Here is a 22,430-nt window from a genome sequence, read left to right on the forward strand (position 1 = left end):
GTTACGAAGGCAAGCCTAACCTTAGGAGTTACCCATGTCGGGACCGGTACTGGCGCGCGGAGGCTTCCTCGCGGCCACAGCTGGCCTCGCGGCCGCCCTGACCCTGTCGGCCTGCGGCGGCGGCAGCGGAACCACGGCGGCCCCCGCGGCCTCGTCGGCCCCGGCGGCGCAGGCGTGGTCGTTCACCGACGACCGCGACAAGAAGATCGAGCTGCCCAAGGCCCCCACCAAAATCGTCGCCCAGGTCGGCGCGGCGGCCGCGCTGTGGGACTTCGGCGTCCGCCCGATCGGCGTGTTCGGCCCGCACAAGCTCGAGGGCGGCGCCAAGGACCCGCAGGTCGGCAGTGTCGACATCACCAAGGTCACCGGCCTCGGCAACGTGTGGGACGAGTTCAACGTCGAGCAGTACATCGCCCTGCAGCCCGAACTGCTCGTCAGCAGCATGTACGAGAAGGGCACGCTCTGGTACGTCCCGGAGAAGTCCAAGGACACCATCGAGCAGGTCGCCCCCACCGCGGGCATCATGCTCACCGGCCGCACGGCCGGCCAGGTGATCGGCAAGTACGAGGAGCTGGCCAAGTCGCTCGGCGCCGACATGCAGGGCGTGCCCGAGGCCAAGGCGCGCATGGAGGCCGCCACCAAGGAGCTGGCGCGGTTCAAGGACCTCAAGATCCTCATGCTGTCCGGCGGCGCCGACTCGATGTGGGTGGTCAACCCGCCCGAGTACGCCGACATCATGCACCTCACCGAGAACGGCCTGGACATCGTCAAGCCGGACAAGGTCGACGAGGGCGGCTTCTTCCAGACGCTGAGCTGGGAGAACGCCGACATGTACGACGCGGACGTGATCCTCTACGACACCCGTACCCAGGCGCTCACGCCCGAGGAGATGAAGAAGAAGCCCACCTTCGCCAGGCTCCCCGCGGTCAAGGCCGGCCAGCTCTACCCGTGGCGCGCCGAGGCCCCCTTCAGCTATCAGGGCTACGCGACCTTCCTGGAAGAGCTGGTGGCCAACCTGGCCAAGGCTAATGAGCTCCCTTGACCTCGACGATCTCGGCGAGGGGGAACTCCAGGTAGTCGCCCGCCTCCTCGCACCAGGCGTCGAGCGCGCCGCCGCGCAGCTCTCCGTGGCTGATCGTGGCGGTCAGGCCGCCGGTCAGCGTGATGCCCGCCCGCACGCCCCGGTCGACGACGAAGCCGAGCAGTGACTGCTGGGCGGTGGGCAGCCGGGTCGCCATCCGGCCGATGACCGCCCACGTGCGCCCCGCCTGCTCGCCCGCCGACCGGCTGTCGGCGATCAGGCGGCGGGCGTGCTCCTGGGGGTCGGGCGTCGGCTCGGCGATGACGTGCGGCGCCTCCAGGTCGGCGGGCTCCGGGAGCTCCGCCACCTGGCCGCCTGGCAGCAGGATGAGCTTGCCGCTCGGCGGCTCCTCGGCGCGGGTGCGGCGGATGGCGATCTCCCCGGTGTCGGCGACCGGGACGGGTGAGTAGCCGTGCTCCCGCAGCGCGGCCAGCGTGCGCTCGGCGCCTGAGGAGGCCACCAGCACCGTGGGGGCGAGCAGCCGCATCCCCAGCCTGGCGAGCCTGCGGTGCCCGGCGATCTCGGCGAGCAGCGACGGGTCGGAGGCCTGCACGACGCAGCCCACCGTGGTCACCGTCACCTCGCCGTGCCGGCGGGCCACGTCACGCACCAGGTATTCGAGCGGCTGGGGGATCACGCCGACCCCGGCCAGCTCCTCAAGCAGTTCGTCGGCGTCGTAGCCGCGATCCAGCGCACGGCGCACGCTCTCGGTGGTGAACCGCCACACCGAGGCCGCTCCCCGCGACTCGCGCTCGGCCACCCGGTCGAGCAGCGCGGCCAGCTCGGCCGACGGCGGCCCGGTCACCACCGCGGTCAGGTCGGGGCCGAACAGGGCGCTCCTGCGGACGCTGGCCAGCGCCCTCGTCGACGCCTCCACCAGCACCGGGTCGTGCTCCACCAGCGGCACCGAGTCGTCGCTCTCGTCACCCGCCCTGCCCGACAGCCCCGCCAGCGCCCTGCCTAGGTCGGTGAGCGCGTCGTTGGCCAGCAACCCGAGCAGCCGCGCCTCGTCGATCACCGCGGCGGCGCACTCGGCGAGCAGGTCGTGGTCGAGCAGTGGCGCGTGCCAGTGCACGTTGGCCACCAGGCCGGCCCGGTCGGCGAAGGCGGTGCCGGATGGCAGGTGCAGCAGCACCGACAGCACGGCGCGGCGGACGCGCGCCACGGCGGAGCCGGTCTGGTCGTCGCCCAGCACGGTGCCGTACTTGCCGTCGACCCTGCGCAGCGACGAGCGCTCCATCCGCCACCAGGCCGACAGCAGCACCCGCAACCGGGCCGAGCCCTCGTCCAGCCGCCAGCGGTCGAACCGCTCGGTGGGCACCATGCCGCCGGCCGGCTCGTCCCAGGCGAGCAGCCGGGACACCGCGCAGATCTCCAGCAGCAGGCGGGTCTCGTCCTCGTCGCAGCCGGTCTCCTTGGCCACCCTGCGGACCTCGCGCACGCCCACGCCGCCGGTCTTGAGCAGCGGCAGCGGCGTCTTGGAGGTGTTGTCCAGCAGCGCCGCGCACCGCTCGACGACGTGCGGCGCGGCCAGGGTCATGAGGTGGTCGACCTCTTCGGGGTCGACCGGGATGGTGGCGATCTCGGGCGGCTGCGGCGCGAACGGCGGGTGGTAGCCGGGGCCGCGCAGGCAGAGCGCCACCTCGCGGGGCATCTCCGCCACGTTCCAGCTCGGCCGGTAGAGCAGGCCGTGGTCGGCCGACCACTGCTCCGGAGCGCCGGAGGTGACGAACCTGGTCCCCTCCACGTCGCGTGCGGGGCCGTCCCAGGCGAAGGCGCCGAGCAGCGCGCGGGTGCCGCCGGGGGCGTGCGCCAGCAGCGTCTCCAGGTGGGCCGGGTCGCCGAGCGCCTCGCTCACCCGGGTGATGGTGCGGCGCTTGTTGGCGTGCGGGGGCAGGCCGAGGTTGCGGGCCAGGGCGCGCAGCGTGTCGCCGCTGATGGTCCAGGAGTTGAGGTAGTGGTCGAGCGGCTCGCCCAGGCCGAGTGGCGCGGTCCACCACCGTGAGACGGCCTCGGCCAGGTGGATCACGCCGTCACCGCCCGGCCAGGCGAGCGCGTGGTCGTAGAGGTGGTCGAGCCAGGGGCTCAGCTCCTCGACGGAGGCGCCGAGGAAGCTCGCCAGCCGGTCGGGCGTCGCCTGGCGGGTGACCAGGCAGGTTTCGGCGAGCTGCAGGCAGGGCAGGGGGAGGCTCCGCAGAGCCTCCATCGCGGCGAAGCCGTTGCCCAGCCGCTGGGCCAGGGTGTCGAGCCGCCGTGGCCACGGTGCGGCGATGGCGTCGGGCCGGTTCGCCAGGATGCGGCAGAGCCTGTCTTCGTCGAGGGTTCGTAGCCAGCCGAGCAGGTGATCGTCCATCGGTCAGCACTCTCATGGGGTCGCGCGTGGAACTCACCGTGAGCCATGGCCATCCACGGTAATGCAGATCACTCCGACTAGCAGAGGACTGCCCAGACGATCTTCCCGTGAGGCGAGAGCGCGGACCAGCCCCAACGAAGGCTTAACGAATCGACTATGTGGAGACCGAGGCCACCGGTGTCAAGGGGGCCAGGGTATCTCAGCACGGGGACCGTGGCGCCGGGATCGGTGAACGCGCTGGTCACCAGGGGTCCGCGACGCACCAGGGACATGTGGACGGGGCGCTCGCAGCGGGGCTCCTCCAGGCGCAGGCCGTGGCGCAGGGCGTTGGTGGCCAGCTCGGAGACCACCAGCTCCATGTTGTCGGCCAGCTCGGTGAGCCCCCAGGCGTTCAGCACCCCCGAGGTGAAGCTGCGGGCCGAATGGACTGAGGACGCCGTCGAGGGGAGCACGAACGTGGCGCTGGAGGAAGGGCCGGACACCAGCAGATCGCGCGCCGCCTCCGGCCACCAGCCGACCGGGGGCCACCAGTCGAACGTGGTCCACTGGCCGGGCAGCGTGGTGGATTGCACGTTGATCATTCTGCGGCAAACTCGCGTGCAGGTGCAAGAGCGAATGCACGTGCAGAGGCCACGTGCAGCCGCTACGGTTGCCATCAAATGGTCAATCAGTGGGAAAGGGGATCTTGTCTACGGCCCATGATCTTTCGGCCGTGAAGTGACAGACTGTGTGGCAAGGAAACGACCAAGGAGCACCACGTGTCCATTGATCCGCCCGGTTCTGGTTCGACCGTAAGGCGCATCATGCTCGGTGCGAGCCTGCGGCGCCTGCGTGAGGACCGCGGACTCACCCGCGACGAGGCCGGATTCCACATCCGGGCGTCCGAGTCCAAGATCAGCCGGATGGAGCTCGGCCGCGTCGGATTCAAGACACGTGATGTCGAGGACCTGCTCACCCTGTACGGCGTCGTCGACAACGCCGAACGCCGTGCCCTGCTGGAGATGGTCCGCGAGGCCAACACCCCTGGGTGGTGGCACAAATACTCGGCAGAGTTGCCCCCCTGGTTCGCCACCTACGTGGGCCTGGAGGAGGCCGCGAGCGTGATCCGCACCTACGAGGTGCAGTTCATGCCGGGCCTGCTGCAGACGGCCGCGTACGCGCGGGCGGTGTTCCAACTGGGCAACCCCGAGCTGTCTCCCGAGAAGATCGAGCGTCGCGTGCATCTGCGCATGCAGCGTCAGGAGCGCTTCACCCAGAAGGACGGGCCGCGCCTTTGGGCCGTCATCGATGAGGCGACCCTCAAGCGGACCATCGGCGGGCGGACGGTCATGGCCGAGCAGCTCCAGCATTTGCTGGAAGTCGCCGCCCTTCCCAACATCACCGTTCAGGTGATGCCCTTCAAGTACGGCATGCACGCCGCTGAAGGTGGCGCGTTCAGCATCTTGCGGTTTCCCGAGTCCGACCTGTCGGACGTTGTCTACGTCGAACAGCTCTGGGGTGCCCTTTACCTGGACAAACGTGAGGACATCGACCCGTACCTCACGGCAATGGAGCAGCTGTGCGTGGAGAGCACCACGCCAGGGGGCACCGTCGAGCTCATCGGCGGCCTTCTCAGAAAGATGTAGATGAACCAGACCTATAACGGCATGCCCGCGGCCCACCTCACGCAGGTGGCCTGGCGCAAGAGCCGCTACAGCAACTCGCAGGGCAACTGCGTCGAGCTCGCGAAGCTTCCCGACGGTGGGGTCGCGGTGCGCAACTCCCGGTTCCCGGACGGCCCTGCTCTGATCTACACCCGCGACGAGATCCGGGCCCTGGTGCTCGGGGTGAAGGATGGAGAGTTCGACGGCCTGCTGGTGTAACGCGGTGTTAACCCCCGGCGCGCCTGCTTAACGGGGGCGCGCCGGGGGCGTAACGAGCCGGCGTATCCGCCCGGGCAGCATGGGCTCATGCTCGACCAGATGACCCTGTATCCGATCGCCGACGACGTGCTGTTCGCACCCGGCGGCAAGGTCGTGATCCGCACATACGGCGTGGCGCCCGCAGCTCCGGGCGGCCCCGCCTCCGTCTCCTACCGCACCTGGGTGACCGGCATCCGGGACCAGCCGCGTTACTGGCACTGGGGGCACTTCGAGGACGCCGCCTCCGGGCACCGCCGTGTCCTGGAGTGGCTGACCGGCCGGGGGCCGCAGCCCGTCGAAGCGATGTCCTGATCGTGTTACGCTCCTGGCCAAGCAACCGCTTGGTCGAGGAGGCGTGGTGCGGCGCGGAATCCACCTGCTGGAGGAAGTCGACTTCAGGCCGATGAACTCGCGGCGGCCACTGGAGTACCTGACCTGGCTGACCCGCTACAAACGCGAGGACGAGACCCGGACGGCGCCGACCCTAACCTCCGGCATGTCCATCAGATCCCGCGACATCGACCTCGCCGGCGCCTTCTACGCCGTCGGCATCACCGGCCACCCGCAGTTCAAGGTCGTCACGCTCTGGGAGTGCCACGGCGGCTGGGACGGCGGCTGGCGGCAGATGATGGACATCTATCGCGGCGTGGACGAACGCCTGTTCCTGTCGGACATCGACGACCTGCGCTTCTCCGCCTTCTCCCGGCCGCTCGGGGCCGTGGCCGGCAGCCCGCCGCTGTCGCGGGCGCCGCACGCCGAGTTCTACCTCTTCGAAAGCGCCCGGGTACGGCCCGGCGCCGCCCTCGACTACCTGGAGGCCGTACGCGCCGAACGCGCGCCGCTGCTGGCCGAGCACGGGCACCAGCTCGCCGGCCTGTACGAGGTGCTGTTCAGCGACACCGAGGCCGTCACCCTCTGGGGCGTCTCGCTCGACGACCACCTGGCCACCCAGCGCGCCCGCGACGCCGCGCTCGGCCTGGACGACGAGGCGACGGCCGACCCCCGCCTGCTCGCCTGGGGCAGGCGCGCCCGCGACTTCCTCGACGGCCCCTGGCGCGAGACCCTTCTGGCACCGTTCCCCGGCAGCCGTCTGGCGCCGGAGCGCGCATAGGGCTAGCGTCATGGCTGCGGAGGCAGCCATGACTGACTCGTACCTCTACAACGGGCAGAGCGCCGACGACCACGTCGGCTCCTGCCCGGACTGCAGTGCGGCCATCACGCTCCTCGACCAGCCGGACCCGGCCGCCGTGCCGCCCGCCCGGTTGCGCGAGTCGGTGCTGTCCAAGGCCAGGCGCCGCAGGGCGCCCGCCGAGGTGGGCGTGGCCGAGGTGGCGGTGCCCTACGCCGAGCAGGTCGCCCTGATGGACGAGCTCCTCGCCGAGCTGAGCGTGCGGCAGTGGAACTCGCCCACGGCCAGGCACGGCACCGTACGCGGCATGATCGAGCACCTGGCCGCCAACGACGCGCCGGTGGCCTGGTTCCTGGGCGTGCGGGCCCCGGAGCCGGATCCCGCCTACCGCCGCTGGCGCGAGCAGGCGGGATCGCTGCTGCAGCGGGTCTCGGCCAGCACCGGCGCGCTGCTCGGCGCCGAGGTGGAGCTGGCCGGAGCCACCCCGGCACGCGGCTCGCTGCGCCACGCGCTGATCCAGCGGACGTTCGAGACCTGGACGCACGCCGACGACGTCAGGCGGCAGACCGGCCGTCCGCCGGAGGCGCCGCCGGGCGACCACGTGCGGATGATCGCCGAGTTCGGGCTGGCCATGCTGCCCAGGGCGGTCAGGGGGCCGCGCCGCGACGTGTCGGTCACGTTCGTGCTGACCGGCCCGGGCGGCGGCACGTGGACGGTCCCGCTTTCATCCGCTTCGGACCGGGTGGCGGTGCTGCTGGCGGCGGACATGGTCGACTTCTGCAGGCTCCTGGCCAACCGCTGGAAGCCCGGCTGCTTCCCGTACGCGGCCGAAGGGGATCCCGCCCTCGCCCGCGAGGTGGTCCGCGCCGCCGCCACGCTGGGCTGCGACTGATGGGCGGCGACGCGGAGCTGTCCGCGCGCCTGGTCGCCGGCGACCTCGACGCCCTGGCCGCCGCCTACGACGAGCACAGCGCCTTCGTCTACGGAGTGGCGGTCCAGGTGACCCGGAACGAGGTGTTCGCCGAGGAGGTCACGCAGGACGTCTTCGTGGCCTTATGGGAGGAGCCGCTGTCCTACGATCCCCGGCTCGGCTCGCTGCGCGGCTGGCTGGTGAGCAGGGCCCTGCACGAGTCGGCGGTGCGGGTCAAAGTCGGTTGACCGGTGCGTTCCAGGTCGCGATCACCGGCTCGCCGTGCTCGAACGCCAGTCGCGAGTAGGTGCCCGTGTCGAGCTTGAAGTAGCGGCCGTCCTGCGGCGGCAGGCCGAGCCAGCGAGCGGTCAGCACCCGGAGGAAGTGGCCGTGCGCCACCAGCGCCACCCGCCCCGACGCCTGCCTGGCCCGGGCGATCACCCGGTCGGCGCGCGCTCCCACCTGCTCGGCGCTCTCGCCGGGATGATCGGCGTCGCCGGGGGGCACGCCGTCACGCCACAGATACCAGCCCGGCCGGGTCTGCCTGATCTCGGGCGTGGTGACACCCTCGTAGCCGCCGTAGTCCCACTCCCACAGATCCGGATCCACCTCGTGACCGCTCAGCCCGGCCAGCTCCGCCGTGCGGCGCGCGCGCTGGGCGGGAGAGACCAGCGCCAGGTCGAACGGACGCTCCTTGACCAGCGGCGCGAGCGCGCGCGCCTGCTCCTCGCCGTGGCCCGTCAGCGGCACGTCGGTGAGACCGGTGTGCCTGCCCGACTTGCTCCACTCGGTCTCGCCATGCCTCAGCAACACCATCTCATCCATGGCTCCATCATCCGGCACGCTTGACCTCAACTCAGCTTGAGGTAGCAGCCTGGGGTCATGCACGCCATCAGGCTTCACTCTTACGGTCCGCCCGAGAACCTCCGGTTCGAGACCCTTCCCGACCCGGTGCCGGGTCCCGGCCAGGTCCGCGTCGCCGTGCGCGCCGCTGGACTGCACTTCATCGAGACGCTCCTGCGCAGGGGCATTCCGGTGGGCCCGCACCCGGCGCCCGACCTGCCGGTGATCTTCGGCAACGAGGTGGCGGGGGTGGTCGAGTCCGCCGGCGCCGACGTCGACCCCGCCCTGCTGGGCAGGCGGGTGGTGACCTCCGGCGTGACGTCGGGCGGCTACGCGTCCCTGGCGGTGGCCTCGGCGGAGGACCTCACGCTCCTTCCCGACGATCTGGAGTACGGCGCGGCCGTCGCCATGAACACCACCGGCGCCACCACCCTGGGCCTCCTGGAGCTCGTGCCGGTGACCTCCGCCGACGTGGTGCTGGCCATGGCCGCGGCGGGCGGCATCGGCACGCTGCTCGTGCAGCACGCCCTCCGGGCCGGGGCCACCGTGGTGGGCGCCGCGGGCGGGCCCGCCAAGGTGTCGCGCGTCGCCGGGCAGGGCGCGGACTTTGCCGTCGACTACACCGAGCCAGGCTGGACCGACCGGGTCCGGGAGGCGGTCGGCGAGGTGAGCGTGGTCTTCGACGGGGTCGGCGGCCGGCTCGGGCGCGAGGCGTTCGAGCTGATCGGCAAGGGCGGCCGGCAGGTCGCGTTCGGGCAGGCGTCGGGGGAGAGCTTCCAGCCGGACGAGGAGGACGCGGCGGCTCGCGGGATCACCGCCCACAACGGCATCGGCTACCTGCTGGGCCGCCCCGGAGGCACCGCGGACCTGGGGGGCAGGGCCCTGGAGGAGGTGGCGGCCGGCCGCCTGACGCCTGCCGTGCAGTCCTTCCCGCTGCGCGAGGCGGCCGCCGCCCACGCCGCCCTGGAGAACAGGGACACGATGGGCAAGGTGGTGCTCACGCCGTAGCGAGCTCCTCGATGACGGGCACGAAGGCGTCGATGTCCTCTTCCTGATGCACCACGAAGTACGAGACATCGTGCTCGTCCCGCCAGTGGCGCACCTGGTCGACGAGGTCGCGACGCGTCCCGAGCAGCATTTGCGGTGTCCCCTCCAGCCGCGGCCTGTCGGCGGCGCTCCACGCCTGGCCGGCCTTGCGCTCACCCACCTCGATGACGCTCGTCCCCAGCTCCAGGCGGTCATACCGGGCCCCGGCGGCCTCCCGTACCGCCTGGAGCTTGGCCAGGAACGCCGCCGCGCCGCCGTCGCGCGGGTCGGGTCCCTTGCCGTCGGCCCGGACCCGCATCGCCAGGTTCACCGAATCGGCCTCCCGGGCGGCCAGCCGCACCATCCGCGGCCCGCCCGCGCCGAGCAGCAGCGGGGGATGCGGCCGCTGGACGGGTTTCGGCCGCATCTCCAGCCCTCGCACCGCGTAGTGGTCGCCCTCGAAGGTGAAATCCTCCTCGCCCCACAGGCCCTTCAGCACGGTGACGGCCTCCTCCAGGCGCGCCACCCGGACTCCCGGCGTCGCCAGCTCCAGCCCGGCCCCCGCGTAGTCGCCGGCCATCCATCCGGTGCCCAGCCCCACCTCCAGCCGCCCTTCGGAGATCACGTCCAGGGTGGCCAGCTCCTTGGCCAGGACGGCCGGGTGCCGGAAGTCGTTGGCGAGCACCATGGCCCCCACCCGTAGCCGGCTGGTCGCGCAGGCGGCCGCGGTCAGCGCCGCCACCGGCGCGAACCGGTCCCCGACGAGATGATCGGGCACCAGCAGCACGTCGAACCCGGCCCCCTCGACGCGCCTGGCCTTCTCCGCCCACGCCCTGCCCGACGTGGCCTGCCGCATCACGGCCCCGAACCTGAACCGCCGCACCCGGACCTCCTCAGCCAAGCAAGCACTTGGCAGGATCCTACGTCGTGACGGACGGCCCGCCGACGGCCCCGGCGAGGAGCCGGGCTGATCTCCGGGATCTCTTTCACGGCCGGGACTTACCAAGCGCTTGCTCCGGTGCGAGACTGGCGGCATGGACATCCCGGTGCGCCGCGTGACCGGCGACGAGGTGAGCTTCTTCGGCGAGCACGGCTGGGTGCGGCTGCCCCGGCTGGTCGATCCGGCGGCGGTGGAGAGGTTGCGCGAGCGGGCCGCCGGGCGGCTCCAGGGCCGGGACAAGGGCCGCAGGACACTCGTCGACGAGGCGTTCGGGCAGGCGCGGGACATCGCCGAGAGCGACGAGCTGTTCGGCGCGCTCGCCCTGAGCCCCACCATGGGCCGCAATGCCGTCCACATGCTGCACGGCGTCCGGGCGGTGCGCGTCCAGGTGACGAACCTGCTGGTCAAGGAGCCGGGCGAGCACGGGGCCACGGAGTTCCACCAGGACTTCCCGTGGATGCCGATGGACCGATCCGCCATGCTGACCGTCTGGCTGGCCCTGGCCGACGTGCCCGCCGACATGGGGTCGCTGCGCTTCTACGACGGCTCGCACCGCCACGGGCTGCTCGGCCGGAGCTTCACCCGGCCCGGCGACGACCAGCTCAGCCGCCATCCCTGGCTCAAGGAACTGGAGCTGTCACCGCCGCTCGACCTCCAGGCGGGCGACGCCACCGCCCACCACGCGCTCACCGTGCACGGGGCCCCCGCCAACCGCCGCGACACCACCCGGCTGTCGTTCACCGTGACCTACTTCGACGCCGACGCCCTCTACACCGGCGCCCCCTACCAGCAGACCGACGGGCTGGGCCTGGTCGTGAACGAGCCGTTCGAGCATCCGAGGTTCCCGTGCCTGAAACCGTGAAGGGGCCGGTCGGCGAGCTGGGGGCCACGCTCATGCACGAGCACGTCTTCGGCCTCAGCCCCGAGATCCTCTGGAACTGGCCGGACATCCCGGAGGGCTGGGACGTCGAGTCGCGGGCCAGGCAGGCGGCGGGCAAGCTGGAGGCGCTGCGGGCCGAGGGCGTCGACACGATCATGGACCTGACCGTGGTGGGCCTCGGCCGTTACGTCCCGGCCGTCCAGCGGGTCGCCGAGCTGACCGGGGTGAACATCGTGGCCGCCACCGGGCTCTACACCTACGACGCGCTGCCGCCGTACTTCGGCAACCGCGGCCCCGGCACGCTGTTCGGCGGGCCCGACAGGCTCGCGGAGTTCTTCGTCCGGGACATCGCCGAGGGCATCGGCGCGACCGGGGTGAAGGCGGCCATGCTCAAGTGCGCCTCCGACCACCTCGGCATGACGGCGGGCTGCGAGCGGGTGTTCCGCGCCGTCGCCGAGGCGCACCTGGAGACCGGCGCGCCCATCACCACGCACTCCCACAGCGCCTCGCGCGGCGGGCTGGAGCAGCAGCGCCTGCTCTCCTCGCTCGGCGTCGACCTCGGCAGGGTGGTGATCGGGCACGCGGGGGACTCGACGGACCTGGCCTACCTGGAGGAGCTCATCGCGAACGGCTCGTACCTGGGCATGGACCGCTTCGGCATCGAGACGATCAGTCCGTTCGAGGACCGGGTGGCCACCGTGGCCGCCCTGTGCGCGCGGGGGCACGCCGGGCGGCTGGTGCTCGGGCACGACTCCTACTGCTTCAACGACCGCTTCGACGAGGACGTGGTGCGGCGGCGGCACCCGAACTACCACCTGCTGCACATTCCGCGCGACGTGCTGCCCGAGCTTCGCAAGCGCGGCGTCACCGAGGACCAGATCCATCAGATGCTCGTCGACAACCCGCGGAGGATCTTCGGATGATCGAGGACTTCGACGTCAGCTCCGACTGGCACGTGGCCGCGCCGTACGACTTCCTCGCCAGGCTGCGCCGCGAGCGGCCGGTGTTCCGCAGCGAGCACCTCGGCGCGTACGTGCTCACCAGGTACGCCGACGTGCGGGCGGCGTACGGCGAGCCGCGGAGGTTCTCCTCCAAGGGGTCGCTGACCATCTCGCGCAGCCTCACCCAGGAGACGCGCGACCGGCTGGGGGAGCACGGGTCGTTCCTGTCGAGTTTCGTGGCGAACGTCGATCCGCCCGACCACACCCGGCTGCGGCGGTCGGTGTCGAAGGCGTTCACGCCGCGTGCGGTGGCGGCGCTGGAGCAGCGTTTCCGTCGGCTCAACGAGGACCTGCTCGACCGGGTCCAGCCGCGGGGGAGCGCCGACTTCGTGCCCGACCTCGGGCACGAGCCGTCGGTGAAGCTCACCGCCCGGTTCATCGGGGTGCCGGAGGCGGACGAGGACTTCGTGCAGGCGCACGTGAAGGACTGGTTCCAGCTCTTCCTGTCACCGCAGCCGCCCGCGCGGCAGCTCGAACTGGCCGACAGCTTCCTGACCTACCTGGACTACGTGGATCGGCTGGTCGCCTCCCGGGCCAAGGATCCCCGAGACGACTTCACCTCGCTGATGACCGCCCTGATCGGCGACGAGCTGAGCCACCGGGAGGTGGTGGAGCTGATCTCCACCATCCTGCTCGGCGGCAACGACACCGTGCCCAACCAGCTCGGCAACAGCGTCCTGCGGCTGCTGCGCGAGCGCCGCTGGCCGGTGCCGCCGCAGGCGCTGCGCAACGCCGTCGAGGAGTGCATGCGGATCGACGGCGCGTCACTCGGGTCGTTCCGCTACGCCACGACGGACATCTCGCTGCACGGGGCGACGATTCCGGCCGGGTCCCTGGTGCTGCTCTCGACCGACTCCGCCGCCCACGACGAGACCGTCTTCCCCGAGCCCGACCGCTTCCTGATCGACCGGCACAACGCCGACGCGCACCTGGTCTTCGGCTACGGCATCCACTTCTGCGTGGGCGCCGCGCTCGGCCGCCTGCAGCTGCGCACCGCCCTGGAGGTGCTCGGCCACCGCCTGCCGGGCCTGCGCCTCGTTCCCGGGCCGGTCGCCTACCGCAGGTCGATCGTGGGCCGGGGACTGGCCTCCCTGCCCGTGGAGTGGTGACGGCTCAGCGCGGCTCCGGCACGGGCTCGTCTTCCTGCGCGGCGGACGGCGGGCTCCAGCGGGCCCGTCAGGAAGCGCGCCAGCGCCTCCAGAAGCGACCCGGCCACGCTCGCCAGGCCCAGCAGGACGATCAGCGTCGCGCCGGACCGGCCCAGCAGGCGGCTCGGCGTGATCGCCTGGCGGTGGCTGAGCAGGGTCACCGCGGCCAGTGCCGCCCCGGTCCAGGGCACGAACTGGCCGAGGACGTGCCAGATCGGGCCCCAGCCGGTGCCGCCGAGCACGAGCAGCAGCGCGAACGGCTGGCTCACCAGGATGGCCACCCAGGCCAGCCGGAACGTCCCGGCCCGGCGGTGCAGCAGCATGGCGAGGAGGGCTCCGAACGGCGTCGCCAGGTAGATCATCCAGGACAGCGCGGCCCCCAGCAGCGTGCCTTCGTCGAATTCCGGGCGGTCCGGGCGGGTGGCGAAATCCTCGATGAGCTCATTCAACGCCGTCAGCCCCACCAGGTACACCACGATCGCCCGCAGCACCGGATGGGCCAGCGTGAACCGCACCCCCTCGACCGCCTCGCCCCACACTCCGGTCCTGGGCGGCGCGGGCTCCTCGGCCGCGCCGACGGCTCCGAGCAGCCAGGCGGACGCGGCGAACGCCAGCGCCGCGACGGCCAGGAAGGCCGCCACCGTGCCGGGAGAGCCGCCGAGCAGGACACCGCTGCCGAGGGAGCCGAGACTCGCCACGATCAGCAGCACCGCGTTACGGCGAACAGGAGCAGGTGCGCCTCGGCGAACATGCCGACCTGCCGGCTCGCGCCGCCGGCGAGGAACAGCACGAGGCGGCGCCGCTGCAGGCTGGGGGTGATCATCTCGGCATCCTGCACACCCCTGCCGTGCTTGGGCAAGGCATTTCAGTAGGGTCGTACAAAACGTGATTTAAGGGGATTTGCATGGAGCCGGTAGCGGTCGGGTTGATCGGAGCGGGACCGTGGGCCGAGATGGCGCACGCGCCGATGCTGGCCAAGAGCCCGCACACCCGGCTCGCCGGCGTCTGGGCCCGGCGGCCCGAGGCCGCCGCGCGGCTCGGCGCGCCCGTGTACGAGCGGGTCGAGGAGCTGTTCGACGCCTGTGAGGCCGTCGCCTTCTGCGTGCCGCCGGCCGTACAGGCCGAGCTCGGCGTGCGCGCCGCGCGGGCGGGCAAGGCGCTGCTCCTGGAGAAGCCCCTCGGTGACTCCCTGGACAGTGCGCGCCGGCTGGCCGACGCGGTGGCCGAGACGGGCGTGCCCACGCAGATGGTCCTCACCATGAGGTACGCCGCCGCCACCAAGGAGTTCCTGGCCCGCTGCGCCGAGATCGAGCCGTTCGGCGGGCACGCCGCGAACGTCTCCGGCTCCTTGATGGGCGATCACCCGTTCGCCACCCCGTGGCGGCTGGAACGGGGCGCTCTGCTCGACGTGGGCCCGCACGTGATCGACCTGCTCGACGCCGCGCTCGGTCCGGTGACCGGGGTGCGCGCGCACGGCGACCCGCTGCGCTGGGCGGGCCTGCTGCTGGAGCACGAGGGCGGCGCGGTCAGCGAGGCCTCGCTGTGCCAGGCCGGCGTCGGCGACCTGCCCCCGGCGAGCGTCGCGGTCTACGGCACGAAGGGCAGCGCCGTGCTGCGGCCGGGCGACGACGAGCCGCTGGCGACCGTCGCCGAGGAGTTCGCGCGCACCGTGCGGCAGGGCGGTGGGCACCCGCTCGACGCGGCGCACGGCCTCAGGTTGCAGCGGATCATCGCCGAGGCCGAGGAGCAAGTCCGTACCCCTTGACTCCGGCGCCATCTGGAGCATTGATAGCGTTTGTCCGACGCGCAGTGCTGCAGCGAAGTCCGGTGCGAATCCGGCGCTGTCCCGCAACTGTCATAGCCAGGTCGCCTGCCTCTGCGTGACGTCATCAACCCTCGTGGAAAAGGGTGATCCGTCGCTCTTCGCGGGTCTCTCGGTTCCGACAGTGTGAAAGGACTTCTCGTGAGGCCCGTACGTACGGCTTTCGCGGGCGCGCTGCTGGGAACGCTGGTGCTGGCCGGATGCGGCCAGACCAGCACAACAGCCACCCCCGCCCCCGCGACCCCCGCCGCCACGACCCCCGCCTTCCCCGTCACGGTCGAGGCCGGCAACGGCAAGGTCACCATCGCCAAGAAGCCGGAGCGGATCATCTCGCTCTCGGCCACCCACACCGAGACGCTGTTCGCCATCGGCGCCGGCCCGCAGGTGATCGCGGTCGACGACCGCTCCAACTTCCCGGCCGAGGCGCCCAAGACCGACCTGTCGGGCTTCAAGCCGAACATCGAGGCCATCATCGCCCACAAGCCCGACCTGGTCGTGGTCTCCGACGACATCGACAAGATCGTCGCCGAGCTGGGCAAGGTGAACGTGCCCGTCCTGTGGGAGCCCGCCGCCACCGATCTCGACGAGGCCTACGACGAGATCGCCGACCTGGGCGCCGCCACCGGCAACCAGACCAAGGCCGGCGAGGTCGTGACCGGCATGAAGACGTCCCTGGACAAGCTGGCCGCCGAGGCGCCCAAGGCCAAGAACCTCACCTACTACCACGAGCTCGACCAGACGCCCTACGCCGTCACCTCCAAGACGTTCATCGGCCAGTTGTACGGCATCTTCGGGCTCACCAACATCGCCGACAAGGCCCCCGACGCGGCGGGCGGCTACCCCAAGCTCTCGGCCGAGTTCGTCGCCCAGGCCGACCCCGACCTGATCTTCCTGGCCGACGTGAAGTGCTGCCAGCAGAACAAGGACGCGCTCGCCAAGCGGCCGGGCTGGAAGGGCCTGGCCGCGATCAAGGACGACCAGGTGGTCGAGCTGGACGACGACATCGCCTCCCGCTGGGGCCCGCGCGTCGTCGACCTGGCGCAGACCATCGGCGCGGCGGTCTCGAAGGCGGCCGCACGCTAGTGGCGCAGACCAGTGAGGCCGGGCCGTCACGCGCCCGGCCGCTCTGGCTGGCCGGCGCGCTGGTGGTCCTGGCCGGGTCCATGGTCGCCGGCCTGCTGGGCGGCGCGGCCGACATCTCCCCCTGGCAGGTGGTGCTCCAGGTGGTCGACTGGCTGCCGTTCGTGACGGCCGACTCCGGCCTGGCGCCCATCGAGCAGGGGCTGCTGTACGAGCTGCGCCTGCCCAGGGTGCTCGTCGCGGCCGTGGTCGGCGGGCTGCTGGCCATGGCCGGGGCCGGCTACCAGGGCGTGTTCAGGAACCCGCTCGCCGACCCGTACCTGCTCGGGGCAGCCGCCGGGGCCGGGCTGATGGCGACCGTGACCATCGTGCTGCTGCCGGGGCTCGCCGCCGGCCTCCCGGCGGCCGCGTTCGCCGGAGCCGTCGGCGGGGTCTTCCTCGCCTACGCCCTCGGCAACACCGCCGGCCGCTCCGGCGGCACCGCCACGCTGGTGCTCGCCGGCGTGGCCGTCACCTCGTTCCTCACCTCGATCCAGACGTTCATCCAGCAGTTCAAGGTCGAGGAGCTGCAGCGGATCTACTCCTGGATCCTCGGCGACGTCGGCGGCGGGTGGGACCAGCTGTGGCTCGTGCTGCCGTACGCCGTCGTCTCCGCCGTGGCGCTGCTACTGCACGGCCGCATGCTGGACGTGCTCTCCGTCGGCGACGAGGAGGCGACCAGCCTCGGCGTGCGGGCGGCCAGGGTGCGCTTCGCGGTGCTGCTCGCCGCCTCCCTGGCCACCGCCGCGGCCGTGGCGGTGAGCGGGCTCATCGGCTTCGTCGGGATCGTCGTCCCGCACGTCGTGCGCCGCCTGGCCGGCGGCTCCTACCGCAGCGTGCTGCCCCTGTCGCTGATCGGCGGCGCCGCCTTCCTGGTGCTCGCCGACCTCGCCGCCCGCACCGTCATCGCCCCCGCCGAGCTGCCCATCGGCGTCGTCACCATGTTCGTCGGCGCGCCGTTCTTCGTGGCCGTCCTGCGCATGACCCGGCGGGCCGCGACATGATCGCCGTCAACGGCCTGTCCGTACGGCTCGGCGAGCGCGAGGTGCTCGCCGGGGTGGACCTCCAGGTACGGCGCGGCGAATGGCTGGCGGTCATCGGCCCGAACGGCGCGGGCAAGTCGACCCTGCTCAAGGCCGTCATGGGTCTGCTCGCCCACCGCGGCGAGGTGACCATCGGCGGCCGGCCTTCCGGCGCGCTCAAACCCAGGGACCGGGCCCGGCTCGTCGCCTACGCCCCCCAGTCGCCCGCGCTGCCGCCCGACATGACCGTCTTCGACTACGCCCTGCTCGGCCGCACGCCGTACATCCCCTACCTCGGCAGGGAGAGCCGCGGGGACCGGGAGGTCACCGCGGCCGTGCTGGAGCGGCTCGACCTGACGGCCTTCGCCGGCCGCAGGGTCGGCGAGCTGTCCGGCGGCGAGCGGCAGCGCGTCGTGCTCGCCAGGGCGCTCGCCCAGCAGGCCCCCGTACTGCTGCTGGACGAGCCCACCACCGCCCTCGACCTCGGCCACCAGCAGCAGGTGCTCGAACTCGTCGACCGCCTCCGGCTCGCCGACGAGCTCACCGTGGTCACCACGCTGCACGACCTGACCGTCGCCGGCCAGTACGCCGACACGCTCCTGCTGCTGGCCCGGGGCCACGCGGTCGCCAGCGGCCGGCCGGCCGAGGTCCTCACCGAGCCGCTAGTCGGCGGGCACTTCGACGCCCGTGTCATGATCGAGCCAGGCCCGGGCGGGCGGCCCGTCGTGCACCTGGTCAGGGGGGAACCGTGAAGCTCACGTTCAGGGACGAGGGCGGCGTCCGGCTCGGCGCGCTGCTGTGGGAGTTCGGGCCCGGCTGGCGGATGATCTCCTCGGCCATGCTCGGCGGCGGCATCGGCCCCCGCGAGTGGATCCTCAACGCCCAGGTCGTCGCCGGCTACGCCCGCATGGACCCGGTCGACCACCTGGCCGAGCTGGGCCCCGGCGGCGACGGCGTCGGCATGATGACCGCCGCCTCCGTCGACCGCCGTGTCCGGGCCGAGGACGGCGGCGTCGAAGCCGTCGCCACGGTCGGCTTACGCGTCCCCACCTGGGCCGCGGCCCCCGAAGGCGCCCCCGACCCCGAGCTCGCCCCCATGCTGGGCGCCCCGCGCGTGGGCACCGTCAACATCGTGGCCGTCGTGCCGGTGGCGATGACCGACGCCGCCCTGGTCAACGCCGTGATGACGATGACCGAGGCGAAGGCGCAGGCGCTGATGGAGGCGGGCTTCCCCTGCACGGGCACCGCCTCGGACGCCCTCTGCCTGGCGGTCCCCGACGGCGGGCCGCAGGAGCTGTTCGGCGGGCCGCGCTCGGAGTGGGGCGCGCGCCTGGCCCGCGCGGTCCATGCCGCGGTGAGGCGCGGCGCCGCGGAGTGGCGTCCCTACGACGGCAGGTGAACCCCGGCGACAGGGCCGATCACGTGTCGTGGACCCCGGCCATGGTGACCCCGTAGTCGTCGGCAGCTCCGCGCCGCGTGACGCGGCCCGCTTCGAGGTCCGCCTCCACCAACGACGGGTCCCGCTCGCGGGGCGGGCCGATGCCGCCGCCGCCCGTCGTCTCCACGACGAACGCCTCTCCGGCGGCGAAACGAACATTGTTCACCTTCGACGCGAGGCGTTCGACCGTGCCGTCCAGGTGGCGCCTGAAGAAGCCGCCGAGCCTGCCGGGCAGCCCGCCGTCGCGGCCCGGCGGGGCCAGGCGGAGGCGGTCACCCCGCGTCGTCACGTGGCAGTCGGCGAGGAACCGGTAGACGGTCCGCGAGCCCAGCCCGCCGCGATGGCGGCCGGGGCCGCCCGAGTCCGGGATCGTCTCGATCGACTCGACCACCAGCGGGCAGCGGCCCTCCACCGGCTCCACCTGCGGCACCGAGTTGCGGCCGACGCCGAAGTGCACGCCGGTCGCGTCGGGACCGTCCAGCCCCTGCCGGGCGCCGACGCCGCCGAAGTCGTAGGAGAGGTGGATCCAGTACGGCGCGGCCACGGAGGCGATCGAGAACGGCTGGAGGATCCCGCTCGCCGCTATGGCCCGCTCGGGGACCGCGTCGGACAGCGCCTGGAAGACGGCCTCCATGGCGGCGTAGATGGGCACGTACCTGCCGCCGCACGGGACGGGGGAGCGGGCGTTGAGCAGCGAGCCCGGCGGCAGTCGCACGTCGATCGCGCGCAGGCAGCCGTCGTTCATCGGGATCGCCGGGTCCAGGAAGCACCGCACGGCGAACACGGCCGCGGCCAGCGACTGCGACGCCGAGGCGTTGATGGCGGCGGGCACCTGGGGGTCGGTGCCGGCGAAGTCGAGCACCACCCGCGGCCTGTCCGGGCTCGTGCCGCCGGTCCCGTCCTCCGGCTCGGCCTCGTTCCCCGGGAGGGTGACGGCGACGCGGATGTGGTGGGCTGTGCCGAGGTCGATCCCGTCGTCGTCTATGGAGTAGGACGCCTCGTAGCGGCCCGGGGGAAGCCCGGCCAGGGCGGCCCGGGTCCTCGTCTCCGTGTAGTCGAGGTAGGCGTCGATGCCCGCCCGCAGGCCTGCCTCCCCGTACTCGCGCACCAGTGCGCCGACGCGGGCGGCGGCGACGGCGGTGCCCGCGACGAGGGCGCGGACGTCGCCCATCACCTTGTCCGGGGTGCGGCTGTTGGCGCGCAGGACGGCCTCCACGGCGGGCTCCAGGCCGTCGGCGGTGGCCAGGCGTACGGGAGGGAGCTGGAGGCCCTCTCCGAAGATGTCCGTGGCCAGGGGAGCCATGCCGCCCGCCGAGAGCCCGCCGAGGTCCGAGACGTGGATCATGGTGGCGGTGAAGTAGCCGGGGACGCCTCCGATGAAGACCGGCCGGTAGACCAGCAGGTCGTTGGTGTGGACGCCGCCCCGGTAGGCGTCGTTGAGCACGTACACGTCGCCGGGGCGCATCGTGGCGAGAGGGATGTCCTTGACGAGCTCCGGGAGCGCGACCTTCAGGGCCATGCTGTTCATCAGCGTGGTGGCCATGGAGTGGGCGATCAGCCGTCCGCCGGCGTCCAGGACGGCGGCCGAGGCGTCGGAGCCCTCGACGATGAAGGTCGAGTAGGCCGACCGCACGACGACGATGCTCGCCTCCTCGGCGGCGACGACCAGGGCGTTCCTGAGCACCTCGGCGGTCAGGGCATCGTTCATGCGCCGCTCCCGCGCGTCAGGTGCACGGCGTCCGCCGCGTCGACGGAGGCGGTCCAGCGCGGCGGGACGACGATCGTGCAGCCGGGGTCCTCGATGATCGCCGGGCCGTGCGGCTCCTTCAGGTCTTTCAGTGTGTCCCTGGTGAGCACGGGGACCTCCGCGTACGCGCCGTCGAAGTACGCCGCGCGCGTGGGCGCCGTCGCGGGAGCTCCGTGCCGCGGTGCGGTGGCCTCCGCCGCGCCCCTTCCCGCCGCACCGGGGCCGGGCCGCTCGTGGGGGGAGACGGCCAGGGTGAGGCGGACGCGGTAGCCCACGACTTCGATGTCGCCTTGCTGCGCTATGCCGTACACCTGGGCGTACCGGGCGAAGAAGCGGGACGCCAGCTCCCGCCGCGCAGGGCTCCACGGGACGGTCAGGTCGTGCGACTGGCCGAGGAAGCGGACGTCGGCCGAGCGCGCGAGCTCGACGCCGGGAGCGGTCAGGGGGATGCCGAGGTCGTGCGCGGCGGTGCGGGCCAGCGAGTCGAAGACGGCCTCGGGGTCCGGCGCGTCCAGGCGGGAGATCGCGCGCTCCGTGGACAGGGCGCCGGTGAGCAGTCCGGCCGCGGAGGCGACGCCGGAGTGGGCGGGGACGAGCACCCGGGAGATGCCGAAGCGCTCGGCGACGCGGGCGGCGTGCATGGGGCCCGCGCCGCCGAACGCCACCAGGGTGAAGCCGCGCGGGTCGATGCCGCGCTGCACCGTCACCACGTGGACGGCCGAGGCCATGGCCGCGCTGACGATCTCGTGGACGGCGTGTGCCGCCTGCGCCGGGGTGACCCCGAGAGGGCCCGCCAGCCGGTCGAGGGCCTTGGCGGCGAGGGGGCGCGACAGCGCGATGGTGGCCGAGGAGAGGTAGCCGAGCACCAGGTTCGCGTCCGTCACGGTGGGGTCGCCGCCGCCGAGCGCGTAGCACGCGGGACCGGGGGAGGAGCCGGCCGATCGGGGCCCGACGCGCAGCGCGCCCCCGTCGTCGATCCAGGCGATGCTGCCGCCGCCCGCGCCGACCTCGGCCAGGTCGATGGCCGGGGTCTTGATGGGGACGCCGGTGCCGGCCCGGCGTCCGCCGAAGCTGCCCTTGCCGCCCACGTGGAACTCGCGGGTGATCTCCGGACGGCCGCCGCGGACCACGCAGACCTTGGCCGTGGTGCCGCCCATGTCGAAGGAGATGACGTCGGCGACGCCGGTGCCGGCCGCGGCCAGCACTCCGGCGGCGGGTCCGGACTCGATGGTGGACACCGCCCGCCTGGCCGCCAGCTCGGCGGAGATCACGCCGCCGCCGGACTCCATGACGTGGATCGGCGCGCCGATGCCGAGCTCGGCCAGGCGGGCGCTCAGACGGGAGAGGTAGGAGGCCATGAGCGGCCCGACGTAGGCGGACATGATGGTGGTGGTGGCGCGCTCGTACTCGCGGATCTCGGGCCAGATCTCCGACGAGGTGACCACGTTCGGGACCGACTCGCGCAGGACGGCGGCGACCTGCCGCTCGTGGGACGGGTGGGCGTAGGAGTGCAGCAGGCAGACGGCGGCCGAGGTGATGCCGCGCCCCGCGATCTCGGCGGCGACGCGCCGTACCGACTCCAGGTCGAGGGGGATGAGCACGGTGCCGCGGGCGGAGACGCGTTCGACCACCTCGAAGCAGTCGGCGGCGGCCACCGGCGGCGGGGGAGGGGTGAAGCGAAGGTCGTAGCGGTCCTCTTCGACCCGGGCGTAACGGCCGAGCGGGATGGCCGAGCGAAAGCCCCGGGTGGTCACGAAAGCCACCCGCGCCCCCCGGCGTTCGAGCACCGCGTTGGTCGCCAGAGTGGTCGCGTGGACGACCCTGCTGACCTGGGCGGGGTCGATTTCGCCGAGCACGCGCGTAACGCCGGAGGCGATCCCCGCGATGGGGTCGTCGTGGGTGCTCAAACATTTGGCGGCCGTAAGCGTGCCGGAAGGGCCGCGCAGGACCACGTCGGTGAAGGTGCCGCCGACGTCGACGCCGATCGCGTAACCCATCTGCGTACGGTAAGCGCACAAGCAAGCGCTTGTCTACGTGCCGATCTCTTGACTTACGGCAGGTGATTGGGAC

At 72.5% G+C, this 22,430-nt stretch carries 24 protein-coding genes; 16 read left to right on the forward strand and 8 right to left on the reverse strand.

Translation table 11 applies throughout. The features are described 5' to 3' along the window. Nucleotides 1–34: 34 nt before the first annotated feature. A complete protein-coding gene (locus V5E28_RS26770) occupies nt 35–1,042 on the forward strand; it encodes an ABC transporter substrate-binding protein (protein ID WP_336210309.1) in 1,008 nt (335 codons plus the stop codon). On the opposite strand, the gene V5E28_RS26775 is transcribed toward V5E28_RS26770, so the two are convergent. Both V5E28_RS26775 and V5E28_RS26780 read right to left on the reverse strand, forming a co-directional pair. Continuing rightward, a complete protein-coding gene (locus tag V5E28_RS26775) occupies nt 1,026–3,434 on the reverse strand; it encodes a helicase-associated domain-containing protein (RefSeq protein ID WP_336210312.1) in 2,409 nt (802 codons plus the stop codon). The two genes, V5E28_RS26770 and V5E28_RS26775, sit on opposite strands and share 17 nt — an antisense overlap. 77 nt (nt 3,435–3,511) lie before the next feature. Next, a complete protein-coding gene (locus V5E28_RS26780; protein WP_336210315.1) occupies nt 3,512–4,015 on the reverse strand; it encodes an ATP-binding protein in 504 nt (167 codons plus the stop codon). A 222-nt stretch (nt 4,016–4,237) separates the two neighbouring features. Here V5E28_RS26780 and V5E28_RS26785 point away from each other — a divergent pair, with 222 nt between their 5' ends. The 6 genes from V5E28_RS26785 (at nt 4,238) to V5E28_RS26810 (ending at nt 7,622) form a co-directional block, all read left to right on the forward strand. Continuing rightward, complete coding sequence (locus V5E28_RS26785; RefSeq protein WP_336210671.1) at nt 4,238–5,059, forward strand: helix-turn-helix domain-containing protein; 822 nt, start codon at nt 4,238–4,240, stop codon at nt 5,057–5,059. After that, nucleotides 5,060–5,296, forward strand: a complete 237-nt coding sequence (locus V5E28_RS26790) for a DUF397 domain-containing protein (protein WP_336210317.1) — start codon at nt 5,060–5,062, stop codon at nt 5,294–5,296. Nucleotides 5,297–5,383: 87 nt separating this feature from the next. Next, entirely contained in the window at nt 5,384–5,647 is a 264-nt protein-coding gene (locus tag V5E28_RS26795; RefSeq protein WP_336210319.1) for a hypothetical protein, read from the forward strand. Nucleotides 5,648–5,693: 46 nt separating this feature from the next. After that, complete coding sequence (locus V5E28_RS26800) at nt 5,694–6,446, forward strand: hypothetical protein (protein WP_336210321.1); 753 nt, start codon at nt 5,694–5,696, stop codon at nt 6,444–6,446. Nucleotides 6,447–6,474: 28 nt separating this feature from the next. After that, the gene (locus tag V5E28_RS26805; RefSeq protein ID WP_336210323.1) at nt 6,475–7,356 is read left to right on the forward strand and encodes a maleylpyruvate isomerase family mycothiol-dependent enzyme; all 882 of its coding nucleotides are present in this window, start codon (nt 6,475–6,477) and stop codon (nt 7,354–7,356) included. Continuing rightward, the gene (locus V5E28_RS26810) at nt 7,356–7,622 is read left to right on the forward strand and encodes a sigma factor (protein ID WP_336210326.1); all 267 of its coding nucleotides are present in this window, start codon (nt 7,356–7,358) and stop codon (nt 7,620–7,622) included. Before V5E28_RS26805 ends, V5E28_RS26810 begins: the two co-directional genes overlap by 1 nt. Here the strand turns inward: V5E28_RS26810 and V5E28_RS26815 are convergent. Further along, nucleotides 7,609–8,199, reverse strand: coding sequence for a histidine phosphatase family protein (locus V5E28_RS26815; protein WP_336210328.1), 591 nt, complete (start codon nt 8,197–8,199; stop codon nt 7,609–7,611). The two genes, V5E28_RS26810 and V5E28_RS26815, sit on opposite strands and share 14 nt — an antisense overlap. A 57-nt stretch (nt 8,200–8,256) precedes the next feature. Here V5E28_RS26815 and V5E28_RS26820 point away from each other — a divergent pair, with 57 nt between their 5' ends. Then, nucleotides 8,257–9,225: a zinc-binding dehydrogenase gene (locus V5E28_RS26820; RefSeq protein ID WP_336210330.1), complete on the forward strand. Its 969-nt coding sequence runs from the start codon at nt 8,257–8,259 to the stop codon at nt 9,223–9,225. Here V5E28_RS26820 and V5E28_RS26825 read toward each other — a convergent pair. Further along, entirely contained in the window at nt 9,215–10,126 is a 912-nt protein-coding gene (locus tag V5E28_RS26825) for a TIGR03621 family F420-dependent LLM class oxidoreductase (protein WP_336210332.1), read from the reverse strand. The two genes, V5E28_RS26820 and V5E28_RS26825, sit on opposite strands and share 11 nt — an antisense overlap. Nucleotides 10,127–10,277: 151 nt before the next feature. Here V5E28_RS26825 and V5E28_RS26830 point away from each other — a divergent pair, with 151 nt between their 5' ends. The 3 genes from V5E28_RS26830 to V5E28_RS26840 are packed head-to-tail and all read left to right on the forward strand — an operon-like array spanning nt 10,278 to nt 13,173. Next, nucleotides 10,278–11,045, forward strand: a complete 768-nt coding sequence (locus V5E28_RS26830) for a phytanoyl-CoA dioxygenase family protein (protein WP_336210335.1) — start codon at nt 10,278–10,280, stop codon at nt 11,043–11,045. Then, a complete protein-coding gene (locus tag V5E28_RS26835) occupies nt 11,030–11,986 on the forward strand; it encodes a phosphotriesterase family protein (protein ID WP_336210338.1) in 957 nt (318 codons plus the stop codon). Before V5E28_RS26830 ends, V5E28_RS26835 begins: the two co-directional genes overlap by 16 nt. After that, a complete protein-coding gene (locus tag V5E28_RS26840; RefSeq protein WP_336210340.1) occupies nt 11,983–13,173 on the forward strand; it encodes a cytochrome P450 in 1,191 nt (396 codons plus the stop codon). Before V5E28_RS26835 ends, V5E28_RS26840 begins: the two co-directional genes overlap by 4 nt. Here the strand turns inward: V5E28_RS26840 and V5E28_RS26845 are convergent. After that, a complete protein-coding gene (locus tag V5E28_RS26845) occupies nt 13,119–13,922 on the reverse strand; it encodes a hypothetical protein (protein ID WP_336210343.1) in 804 nt (267 codons plus the stop codon). The genes V5E28_RS26840 and V5E28_RS26845 overlap by 55 nt on opposite strands. Then, nucleotides 13,913–14,035 (reverse strand): hypothetical protein, encoded by a 123-nt coding sequence (locus V5E28_RS26850; protein ID WP_336210346.1) that lies wholly within the window; start codon nt 14,033–14,035, stop codon nt 13,913–13,915. Before V5E28_RS26850 ends, V5E28_RS26845 begins: the two co-directional genes overlap by 10 nt. Nucleotides 14,036–14,116: 81 nt before the next feature. Here V5E28_RS26850 and V5E28_RS26855 point away from each other — a divergent pair, with 81 nt between their 5' ends. The 5 genes from V5E28_RS26855 to V5E28_RS26875 all read left to right on the forward strand — a co-directional run bounded on the left by V5E28_RS26855 (nt 14,117) and on the right by V5E28_RS26875 (nt 18,574). Further along, complete coding sequence (locus V5E28_RS26855) at nt 14,117–14,977, forward strand: Gfo/Idh/MocA family protein (RefSeq protein WP_336210348.1); 861 nt, start codon at nt 14,117–14,119, stop codon at nt 14,975–14,977. Between the two features lie 198 nt (nt 14,978–15,175). Next, nucleotides 15,176–16,117, forward strand: coding sequence for an ABC transporter substrate-binding protein (locus V5E28_RS26860; RefSeq protein ID WP_336210349.1), 942 nt, complete (start codon nt 15,176–15,178; stop codon nt 16,115–16,117). Beyond that, on the forward strand, nt 16,117–17,157 hold the full coding sequence (locus V5E28_RS26865) for a FecCD family ABC transporter permease (RefSeq protein WP_336210350.1): 1,041 nt from the start codon (nt 16,117–16,119) through the stop codon (nt 17,155–17,157). The genes V5E28_RS26860 and V5E28_RS26865 overlap by 1 nt, the downstream gene beginning before the upstream one ends. Beyond that, a complete protein-coding gene (locus V5E28_RS26870) occupies nt 17,154–17,927 on the forward strand; it encodes an ABC transporter ATP-binding protein (protein ID WP_336210352.1) in 774 nt (257 codons plus the stop codon). Before V5E28_RS26865 ends, V5E28_RS26870 begins: the two co-directional genes overlap by 4 nt. Beyond that, nucleotides 17,924–18,574: an adenosylcobinamide amidohydrolase gene (locus V5E28_RS26875; RefSeq protein ID WP_336210354.1), complete on the forward strand. Its 651-nt coding sequence runs from the start codon at nt 17,924–17,926 to the stop codon at nt 18,572–18,574. Before V5E28_RS26870 ends, V5E28_RS26875 begins: the two co-directional genes overlap by 4 nt. A gap of 19 nt (nt 18,575–18,593) precedes the next feature. Here V5E28_RS26875 and V5E28_RS26880 read toward each other — a convergent pair whose 3' ends face one another. Both V5E28_RS26880 and V5E28_RS26885 read right to left on the reverse strand, forming a co-directional pair. Then, the gene (locus V5E28_RS26880) at nt 18,594–20,321 is read right to left on the reverse strand and encodes a hydantoinase B/oxoprolinase family protein (RefSeq protein WP_336210356.1); all 1,728 of its coding nucleotides are present in this window, start codon (nt 20,319–20,321) and stop codon (nt 18,594–18,596) included. Continuing rightward, nucleotides 20,318–22,357 (reverse strand): hydantoinase/oxoprolinase family protein, encoded by a 2,040-nt coding sequence (locus tag V5E28_RS26885; protein ID WP_336210359.1) that lies wholly within the window; start codon nt 22,355–22,357, stop codon nt 20,318–20,320. The genes V5E28_RS26880 and V5E28_RS26885 overlap by 4 nt, the downstream gene beginning before the upstream one ends. Nucleotides 22,358–22,430 lie beyond the last annotated feature (73 nt).

The sequence above is a fragment of the Nonomuraea sp. LPB2021202275-12-8 genome (assembly GCF_037044575.1).
Classification (GTDB): Bacteria; Actinomycetota; Actinomycetes; order Streptosporangiales; family Streptosporangiaceae; genus Nonomuraea.

Coding starts and splice junctions, on each gene's coding strand:
- V5E28_RS26770 (WP_336210309.1), top strand. CDS start 35: ATGTCGGGACCGGTACTGGCGCGCGGAGGCTTCCTCGCGGCCACAGCT.
- V5E28_RS26775 (WP_336210312.1), bottom strand. CDS start 3,434: ATGGACGATCACCTGCTCGGCTGGCTACGAACCCTCGACGAAGACAGG.
- V5E28_RS26780 (WP_336210315.1), bottom strand. CDS start 4,015: ATGATCAACGTGCAATCCACCACGCTGCCCGGCCAGTGGACCACGTTC.
- V5E28_RS26785 (WP_336210671.1), top strand. CDS start 4,238: ATGCTCGGTGCGAGCCTGCGGCGCCTGCGTGAGGACCGCGGACTCACC.
- V5E28_RS26790 (WP_336210317.1), top strand. CDS start 5,060: ATGAACCAGACCTATAACGGCATGCCCGCGGCCCACCTCACGCAGGTG.
- V5E28_RS26795 (WP_336210319.1), top strand. CDS start 5,384: ATGCTCGACCAGATGACCCTGTATCCGATCGCCGACGACGTGCTGTTC.
- V5E28_RS26805 (WP_336210323.1), top strand. CDS start 6,475: ATGACTGACTCGTACCTCTACAACGGGCAGAGCGCCGACGACCACGTC.
- V5E28_RS26810 (WP_336210326.1), top strand. CDS start 7,356: ATGGGCGGCGACGCGGAGCTGTCCGCGCGCCTGGTCGCCGGCGACCTC.
- V5E28_RS26815 (WP_336210328.1), bottom strand. CDS start 8,199: ATGGATGAGATGGTGTTGCTGAGGCATGGCGAGACCGAGTGGAGCAAG.
- V5E28_RS26820 (WP_336210330.1), top strand. CDS start 8,257: ATGCACGCCATCAGGCTTCACTCTTACGGTCCGCCCGAGAACCTCCGG.
- V5E28_RS26830 (WP_336210335.1), top strand. CDS start 10,278: ATGGACATCCCGGTGCGCCGCGTGACCGGCGACGAGGTGAGCTTCTTC.
- V5E28_RS26840 (WP_336210340.1), top strand. CDS start 11,983: ATGATCGAGGACTTCGACGTCAGCTCCGACTGGCACGTGGCCGCGCCG.
- V5E28_RS26850 (WP_336210346.1), bottom strand. CDS start 14,035: ATGATCACCCCCAGCCTGCAGCGGCGCCGCCTCGTGCTGTTCCTCGCC.
- V5E28_RS26855 (WP_336210348.1), top strand. CDS start 14,117: ATGGAGCCGGTAGCGGTCGGGTTGATCGGAGCGGGACCGTGGGCCGAG.
- V5E28_RS26870 (WP_336210352.1), top strand. CDS start 17,154: ATGATCGCCGTCAACGGCCTGTCCGTACGGCTCGGCGAGCGCGAGGTG.
- V5E28_RS26880 (WP_336210356.1), bottom strand. CDS start 20,321: ATGAACGATGCCCTGACCGCCGAGGTGCTCAGGAACGCCCTGGTCGTC.
- V5E28_RS26885 (WP_336210359.1), bottom strand. CDS start 22,357: ATGGGTTACGCGATCGGCGTCGACGTCGGCGGCACCTTCACCGACGTG.